The sequence below is a fragment of the Rhizorhapis sp. SPR117 genome, from assembly GCF_021742065.1.
In genome coordinates, this window is record NZ_JAKKIE010000101.1 from 1 (window position 1) to 8,018 (window position 8,018).

At 58.7% G+C, this 8,018-nt stretch carries 4 protein-coding genes; all 4 read left to right on the top strand.

Annotated features, from left to right (window positions below):
• Window positions 1-510: 510 nt before the first annotated feature.
• The 4 genes from L3X40_RS20190 to L3X40_RS20205 all read left to right on the top strand — a co-directional run bounded on the left by L3X40_RS20190 (window position 511) and on the right by L3X40_RS20205 (window position 7,508).
• A complete protein-coding gene (locus tag L3X40_RS20190; protein WP_237367187.1) occupies window positions 511-2,295 on the top strand; it encodes an SLC13 family permease in 1,785 nt (594 codons plus the stop codon).
• 106 nt (window positions 2,296-2,401) lie between these two features.
• Complete coding sequence (locus tag L3X40_RS20195; RefSeq protein WP_237367188.1) at window positions 2,402-3,298, top strand: mechanosensitive ion channel family protein; 897 nt, start codon at window positions 2,402-2,404, stop codon at window positions 3,296-3,298.
• A 143-nt stretch (window positions 3,299-3,441) separates the two neighbouring features.
• The gene (locus tag L3X40_RS20200; RefSeq protein WP_237367189.1) at window positions 3,442-6,582 is read left to right on the top strand and encodes a hypothetical protein; all 3,141 of its coding nucleotides are present in this window, start codon (window positions 3,442-3,444) and stop codon (window positions 6,580-6,582) included.
• A gap of 2 nt (window positions 6,583-6,584) precedes the next feature.
• Window positions 6,585-7,508, top strand: a complete 924-nt coding sequence (locus tag L3X40_RS20205; RefSeq protein WP_237367190.1) for a mechanosensitive ion channel family protein — start codon at window positions 6,585-6,587, stop codon at window positions 7,506-7,508.
• Window positions 7,509-8,018 lie beyond the last annotated feature (510 nt).

The following is an 8,018-nucleotide window of genomic DNA, read 5'->3' on the forward strand; positions in this document are numbered from 1 at the left end:
AGGTGGTTCAAACATGGGTCAGTTCTCGACGGAAATTTATATCCCTCCCGGGTCAACTCTCAGCGGTAATCAACACCCAACGGTCCCGATCTGAAATTCGACGGCGAACTTCTTCTCAAGGAGAGCTACCACGACACCGGATTTGTCGAGATTTACCGGACGGCGATGGAGCGCATTGTCCTCAAGTAGCATCTCTCTGCTCGACCCGGGATCGTTTTGATCAATGAGGTTCGGCTATACGAGACTTTGAACGTCGCTCTCTCGTCGTTGGGATTCTGTGCCGGAGCAAAGGAGATAGGCAGGAAATTGAACGTCTACGAAACGAGGCGGATCGATTGAGGCCGCCAGTGCTTCATTTATCCGGGCAAGGGTTTCCGAACGGCGAGGCGTCGCGGGCACCAGCTCACCTGAGCCTACAAAAATAGACGATAAAGAATTTCGGGCGCCATCGCGCGATATGGGCAGCCATAAACCAGTGTCGGGCACCCTGGTTACCAGCTATCGAGAGTCATGAACCTGATTCCTTCCGCCCATGCCACTGCAGCTCTGCTTCTAGCCTGCGCGATGTTTTATGGCTTTGCGTCCGGCCGCGTCCGTGTTGAAATCATCTCACTGCTCACTATCGGCACGATTGCGCTGGGGCTGTACTTCTTGCCGCTGCCGGGGCAGCAGCCCAAGGATGGGCTGGAACTGGCTTTCGCCGGGTTTGGACATCATGCGCTGATCACGATTTGCGCGCTGATGATCATGGGTCGCGGACTAGTCGTTACCGGCGCGCTCAACCCTGCCGCGCGAACCCTCACAAGGCTATGGCAATATAATCAGGGGGCGGGGTTCCTCATCACCCTGCTGCTCGCCTTCGGCATGAGCATGTTGATCAACGACACGCCGGTACTGGTCCTGCTACTGCCGATACTGGTGCAACTTGCTTCCAATGGCGGATTGCCGGCGTCCAAGACGCTGATGCCGGTAAATGCTGCGATCCTGATAGGCGGCATGGCATCCTCCATCGGCACCTCAACCAACCTGCTGGTGGTATCGATTGCCAATGACCTTGGCATGCCGCCGATCAGCGTGTTTCACTTTGCCCCGGTCGTGTTGCTCGCGGCGCTCGTGGCGCTGCCCTATATATGGCTTATCATGCCACGCCTGTTGCCTGACAATTCGCCGCAGGCTGGGCACAAGCCGCGCACCTATTCAGCAACGTTCCGGCTTATCCGCGAGTCCGCGCTCCATGGGCTTTCGATCGACGAAGTGAGGGCGAAAATGCCCGCCGATTTCGCATTTGACCCCGGCACCAGCGGGCCGTTGGCGCAAGGAATGCGCATCGGCGTATCCGGGTCGCAGGACGCCATAAACGAAGCCGCGCGGTTGCTGGGCGGATCGGCGGCACCAGGCTGGCTGATCGACCGGCTGCAACGCGAAGCGCAGCAACAAGGTGAAGATATAACCGTGGTCGAAATGGCGATCTCAGCGGACTCCCGTCTGGTCGACAAGACGTTGCAAACCGCCGGGCTGCAAAACGTTGCCGTACTCGGTATCCACCAGTCGCGGCGTCTGCTCCATGAAACGCGCGTGAGAAATGCCGAAGCCCCACTTGGCGAAGGGGATGTTCTGCTCGTCATGGGAATGGCGAAAACGCTACAGGAATTCGCTCAGGCGGACGGCCTGCTGATGCTGGAGGGCGCAAAGGAATTGCCGCGCACCGCCAAATCGGTGCTAGCGATTGCGATCATGGGCGGATCGGTGGCGCTGGCCAGCGTGGGCTTTTTGCCTATTGCGATCTCGGCGCTGGGCGGAGCTGTGCTGATGTTCATCACCGGCTGCGTAAAGTTCGACCGGGTTGGTCGCGCACTGTCAGCCAAAGTCATCGTGCTGATTGCCGCCAGTATTGCAATCGGTCGGATCGTGCTCGAAAGCGGCGCTGCAGAATGGATGGGACAGCTTCTGGCGCTGGGATTGCAGTTCCTCCCCGCTGCGGGTGTGCTTGCGGCGATCATGCTGTTCGTAACCATCCTCACCAACTTCGCCTCCAACGCAACTGCGGCGGCGGTTGGCACGCCGATCGCATTCAGTCTGGCGCAGCAGCTTAACCTCCCGGTTGAACCGCTGGTGCTGGCAGTGTTGTTCGGGTGCAATCTCTGTTATGCCACGCCTGTCGCCTATCAGACCAACATGCTCATCATGGGCGAGGGCGAATATACGTTTAACGATTATATCCGCACGGGCGTACCGCTAGTTGCAATCATGATCGTCGCGCTCTCGACAATATTGATGCTGCGCTACGGGCTATGATGCCCTCTTAATCGAAGCAGTAACTACTCCGCTATTCCAATATTCTGAATTCGTGGACTGTACGTCGCCGTTCGAGTAACGATTGCGAAAACAGGAACAAATAAAAATGTCTTCGCTGGACCAGATAGCAGCTCTCGACGTGGTGCGCTCGTATGCGCCCTCAATTTTGCTTCTTACGGCATTGGCGTTTGGGATCTTCATTTTGCGTGGTGTAGCGATACGTTCGATAGAGGATGTGTCTGCGCGCTACCGCGTACGCAAGGCGATCGGATATGCCGGATATTTCCTGTTCCTGATCGTCCTTCTCAGTCTTCTCAGCACACGCGTTGCCCAATTTTCGGTAATCATCGGTGCAGTGGGCGCAGGAATCGCCTTTGCGCTTCAGGAGGTGATTGCCAGCATTGCCGGGTGGGTCGCGCTTTCGTTCGGCAGTTTCTACAAGCCGGGCGATCGTGTGCAGCTCGGCGGCATCAAGGGTGATGTTATCGACATCGGCATTTTGCGCACCACGCTGATGGAAATCGGCGGATGGGTCGATGGCGACCAGTATAATGGCCGCATGGTGCGCGTCGCCAACAGCTTCGTGTTCAAGGAACCGGTGTTCAACTATTCGGGCGAATTCCCGTTTCTCTGGGATGAGTTCAAGCTGCCTGTTCGCTATGGTTCCGACTGGAAGTTGGCGCAAGGTTTGATCGAGGAAGCGGTTCTCGCCAATGTTGGAAATTACGCAAAGCAGTCGGAAGAACTTTGGAACCATGTCGCCCGCAGGTTCATGATCGAGCAGGCGCGGGTTGCGCCGATGGTGACCCTTGTCGCGACCGACAATTGGATCGAGTTCACCGCCCGTTACATCGTCGATTACAAAGCGCGCCGCTCTACCAAAGATGCGATCATGCGCGCCCTTCTTGAGCGGATCGATGCGAGTGAGGGGAAAGTGCAGATGGCCAGCACAACTATCGAGCTAGTTTCTCCCTCTGCCGCCAACGCGGCGCGGCAAGGCTGATGGGAATGCTGCACAGACTCCTAACGACCGGGTTTTTCACCGCACTTGCGCTTGCGGCCTCAAACACGGCCTCAGCGCAGACTTCAGCCCTTGCGCAAAAATCCCAGGCGGCTTCTCCCACCAGAGCTCCAAAAGAAACGGACGTGGCCCAGTCCGCCGGGGCAATTGATGACCTGATCGCCGGCAAACTGGCGCCGAACGTTGATGCCACCGCCCTATTCAAGACCGACCTCGGTAGCGGTAGCAGCGCTCATGTGAAGGCGGTCGTCGCCATGGTTTCGGAAGGAAAGCTGTTTGAACAAGCCAGCAAAGCCCCTGTCGTGCTTGCACCCCTCTCGGTCGATCAGGCGAAGCTGGCGATTGCACAGGCCAGATTTCTTCGCTTACCTCAGGCAAAGCAACGCCAGCTTCTCGCGCGCCATTCGGAAAAGGCCGCTGCCTGGCGCAAGCACCAGGATAAGGAGGCCAGAGAACAGGTCGAACTCGCCGATCTGCGTGGCCAGATCAGCCAGTTAGAGAACTTTCTCGCGGGCAAGCTCGTGCCGGGCGGGACGTTGGCAATTGATCTGATCGACGACCTTCCGGATTTGCGAGCCAAGCCTGCATCGCAGCAGGTGGTTAATCTGGATACGCCTGCTGGTCTACGTGCCAGACTGGCCGAACTTCGAAGGCAAGTGCTCTACCTGACTGCCGAACGTCTCGCTGAATTGCAGAAGGCGAGCGGTATCGGTCTTGCACCAGAGATCGCGGCGCAATTGGCCGAGGATCAGATGCGCGAAGCTACCCATCAAGCACAAAATGCGCAAAGCGAACGCGACCGCATTATCGCCATCGGGCAGGCAAGCCTCTATGGCACGAGGGCGGCCCAGGGCCGGTTCGCTGCAGCGCTTGCGCAGCTTGGCCCTGAATCAATACAGGAAGATGCCCTTGTCTGGCGGCGGCAGGTGCGCGACATCGAAGCAATGCCCGGCGCCCGTGCCTCGGCGGCAGATGCGCTCTATGCGCGCCTTGTCGCACATTTGCAGGGCATCCGTCGCCAATTGGATCAAGCTTTGAGGCCGTCCGGGAGAGGAACAGACCCGGCGATATATCCCCGGCCGCTGGACAATGCGATCGGCAACGGTCTCGTGGCTGCTCCCGAACTGCTCAAGCTCCATCGCGAACTGGCCGCCAGCGCATCCGATCTAGAAGCCAGACAAGTAACCACAAGGTCGCGCGAACAGATGGCATTGCGTGAAGCAATGGCACTGGTCAACGAGGCTCGGCTCGAACTGATAGCGAATCTCAGTCCAAGAAAGCGCTCGGCAGTGCTCGGTTTCGGAAAGGAAGGCATCGCCCAGGTCAGCCGCGAGATTTCGCAGATTTCGCTCGACCTTCGCTATCAGCTCGCCAACTGGCGACAAAGCCTTGATGCTGCCATAGCTCCTTTCAGCCGCCCGACACCCTCCTTTGCCTTCTCGTTTGTCGCCATTGTGGCTGTCACACTCCTGTTCCGCTGGTGGCGGCACCATGGGGGTGCCTTGCTGCTGGCAAGCGAGCAGGCGCTGCGCAGACGTCGCCCCCGCACGGTGGCGAACGAAGTGCAGGTAACGCTGTTCGGTTATATGCGGCGTGTCGGTGCGCCGCTCGACTGGGTGATCTATATCCTGCTGCTGCGATGGCTGAAGCCCGAGGCGTTTCACCCTGTCGGCTTGCCGTTCATCTGGATCATCGCCACCTATTCCGTCGCGGCATGGCTCGCGGCGCGCCTCACCAATGAGCTGGTGCGCGGCCGCCGCGAAGTCGATCCACGTGCGGATCTGCGCCTCAAATCGCTCAGCCTCGTGATTGGCGTTTCCTTCATCGTGCTGCTTGCCCTCGCTCTTACCGGCGAGAGCGTCGGCAAGGGCGCCATATACAACTGGGTGCTCGATTTCTGCTGGCTGCTGTCCATCCCGGTCATCCTGCTTCTCTCCCACTGGTGGCGGGAGAGGATCGTTGCATTGGCCGGGGCTTCAGACGGACGCAGTTCGCTTCTAGGCTGGATCGCGCGAGACCCCGGCGGCCTGCCCGGACTTATCGGCCGGGCGATAGCGGGAGCTACCCTGCTGATCAAAGGGGCAAGACTGGTCATCGCCCGGCGCATCCGCGACTTCGCGCTGGTGCGGGAACTGTTCGAGCATCGCGAACGCGCTCTAGCCGCAAAGCGGGTGGCGGAAGACAAGGCCAGCGGGCGATATAAGCGTCCTTCGCCAGACGTTCTGGAGGTACTCGACCCACATCGCGCGCCTCTCGACGCCGTGCGCGTGTCTATTCCGGTATCGCGATTCGCGTTCGACACGCTGGCCGGAGGAACCATTGTCGCCCTTGTCGGCGAGCGAGGACTAGGCAAAAGCGCGGTTCTTCAGGGGCTTGCCGATCTGCGCGAGGCCAATGGCGGAACGACGATCGGCCTCAAGGTCGAAAGCCGTGGCTTTGAGGGGATTATAGCAGACCTAGCGGCGCAGCTTTGCCCAAGGAAAAAGCAAGCTGGTGAAGATGATCTTGTCGATATCCTCATCCAACGTGACAAGTTGAAACCGATCGCTATCACAATCGACGATCTGCAACGCTTGGTGATTCCGGCCATCGGAGGTCTCGATGAACTCGACCGCCTTATTGCTTTCGCACGCCGCTGTGGGGACGGCTGCTTCTGGGTCATGGCGATCGGAGCGCCCGCCTGGAATTATGTCTCGCGCGCCCGTTTCGACCGGGTCTTATTCGACACGGTCGAGCAGCTTGCCCGATGGTCACTCGACGAGTTGCGGGCTCTGATCGAGCGCCGCACGGAACAAACCGGCCTGGTCCCCGATTTCGGGGATATGACCGAGATGGGCGCTTATCAGTTTGATGGTGACCTGACGCCTGAGCAGCGCAAACAAGCGGCCTATTTCGATCGGCTAAGCGATTATGCGAACGGCAACCCGGCCATCGCGCTTGAATTCTGGCGCAGATCGCTCTTCATCGATACGCTGACGCAGAAAATGGTCGTCCGCACCTTTGCTACGCCCGATGTGCAGAAACTCCCCTCCCTGCCCGCCTCGGCAATGTTCATGCTGCGGGCGATCCTTCAGATGGACAGCGCGATGCAGCCGGCGATCGAGCGCAGTACCGACCTGTCTCCGATCATTGTGACCGACGCCATCCGTAGCCTTGAGCGCCTCGGGGTGATCGCGGTGCATGACAGCGGCTATCGCATCGCCATGTTCTGGTGGGCCGAAGTGGTCCGGGCATTGCAGCGCCAGAATTTGATTGTGAGGTTCTGACAATGACCAGCACGCTCCGCCTCATCATTGCAGCATTGATTGCTGGACTCGGCCTTACAGCGGCGGCGCCTGCCCTGGCTCAGGCCAACGTCGATACCGATACGCTGAACAAACTCGGCGGCGTCATCCGCTGGAGCGGTGTTGTCACTTCTTTGCTGGTGATCGCCGGCGCCTGGACCTTGCTCCGGTTGCTCGGCCGGTTCGTCAACGCGTTCAGCAACGAGTTCAGTTCACGACGGCTGACGCTGCAAAAGCTCAGCATATTGACCCAGTTCTTCATCTATATCGTGACGACCGCAGTCGTGCTGCTGCTCTCCTTCCGTCTTGACGATACGGCTCTCGCGCTGATCGGCGGCACCGTCGCCGTCGCGGTCGGTTTTGCGATCAAGGACCTTGTGGCGTCGTTTATTGCTGGTCTTATTGTAATGCTCGACCGGCCGTTTCAGGTGGGCGACCGCGTCACCTTCGGAGGCGAGTACGGCGACATCACAGCAATCGGCCTGCGCTCTGTGCGGATGCAGACGCTCGACGACAATACCATCACCATTCCCAACAGCAAGTTTCTGAGCGATATCACCTCCTCGGGCAATTACGGCGCTCTCGACATGCAGGTGGTGATGGATTTCTATATCGCCTCCGGCCAGGATATTGACCTTGCGCGCAACATCATCAATGAAGCCGCGCTCTCCAGCCGTTATGTTTTCCTCGCAAAGCCGGTCGTGGTTCTCGTCACGCAATGGGTGTCCGACTATATGAGCGGCGTCCGGTTGCGGCTCAAAGCCTATGTCCTCGATACGCGGCACGAAAAATCATTCGAGACCGACGTCAACATGCGCGTACTCAAAACGTTTCAGGATAAACAGATCGCCGCGCCGAGCATAGATGGTCGCACGCCCGTTTCCATAGAACGCGTGAATGGGAGATAAAGGCTGATACCTTTATATCGAACGGCCTCTGTGGACGTCCCTTTGGATGCAAGCGGTAAATTTGGATATACTGGCACGTAGTTGGATGCTGTCATCTGTCCGGCCTCGATGAGCAGCGCCATAGCTGCGGGCCAGTATGGGAGTTCGCGGACCGGATCCATTTCAGGTTTGCGCGCTTGGTTAGCGCTCTGCCGTTTCCCTGGTTCTTCCGGCCCCGTCTCGCCCACTGTTGTGCCATGCCCGCCTACGCTCCCAACGCCTCTGGCTGCTTCCTTGGCTTACGGTATCCCATTGAATGCTGCTCGACGAAGCGCTGGCTCTCAAAGAAGATCAGCCCATAGACCATCCACGCGCAATCGCACGCAAATTTGGGGTGTGAATGGACGGCAAGTTTCAGGCGCTCCATCATACTCGGGGACTGACCGGAATGTTAGCGAAAGGAGTCGTGTTTACGAACGGTGTAACTGTCATCGAGTCGACTGTGCCCTGTTCGCTTGCGGCCCTAATGCC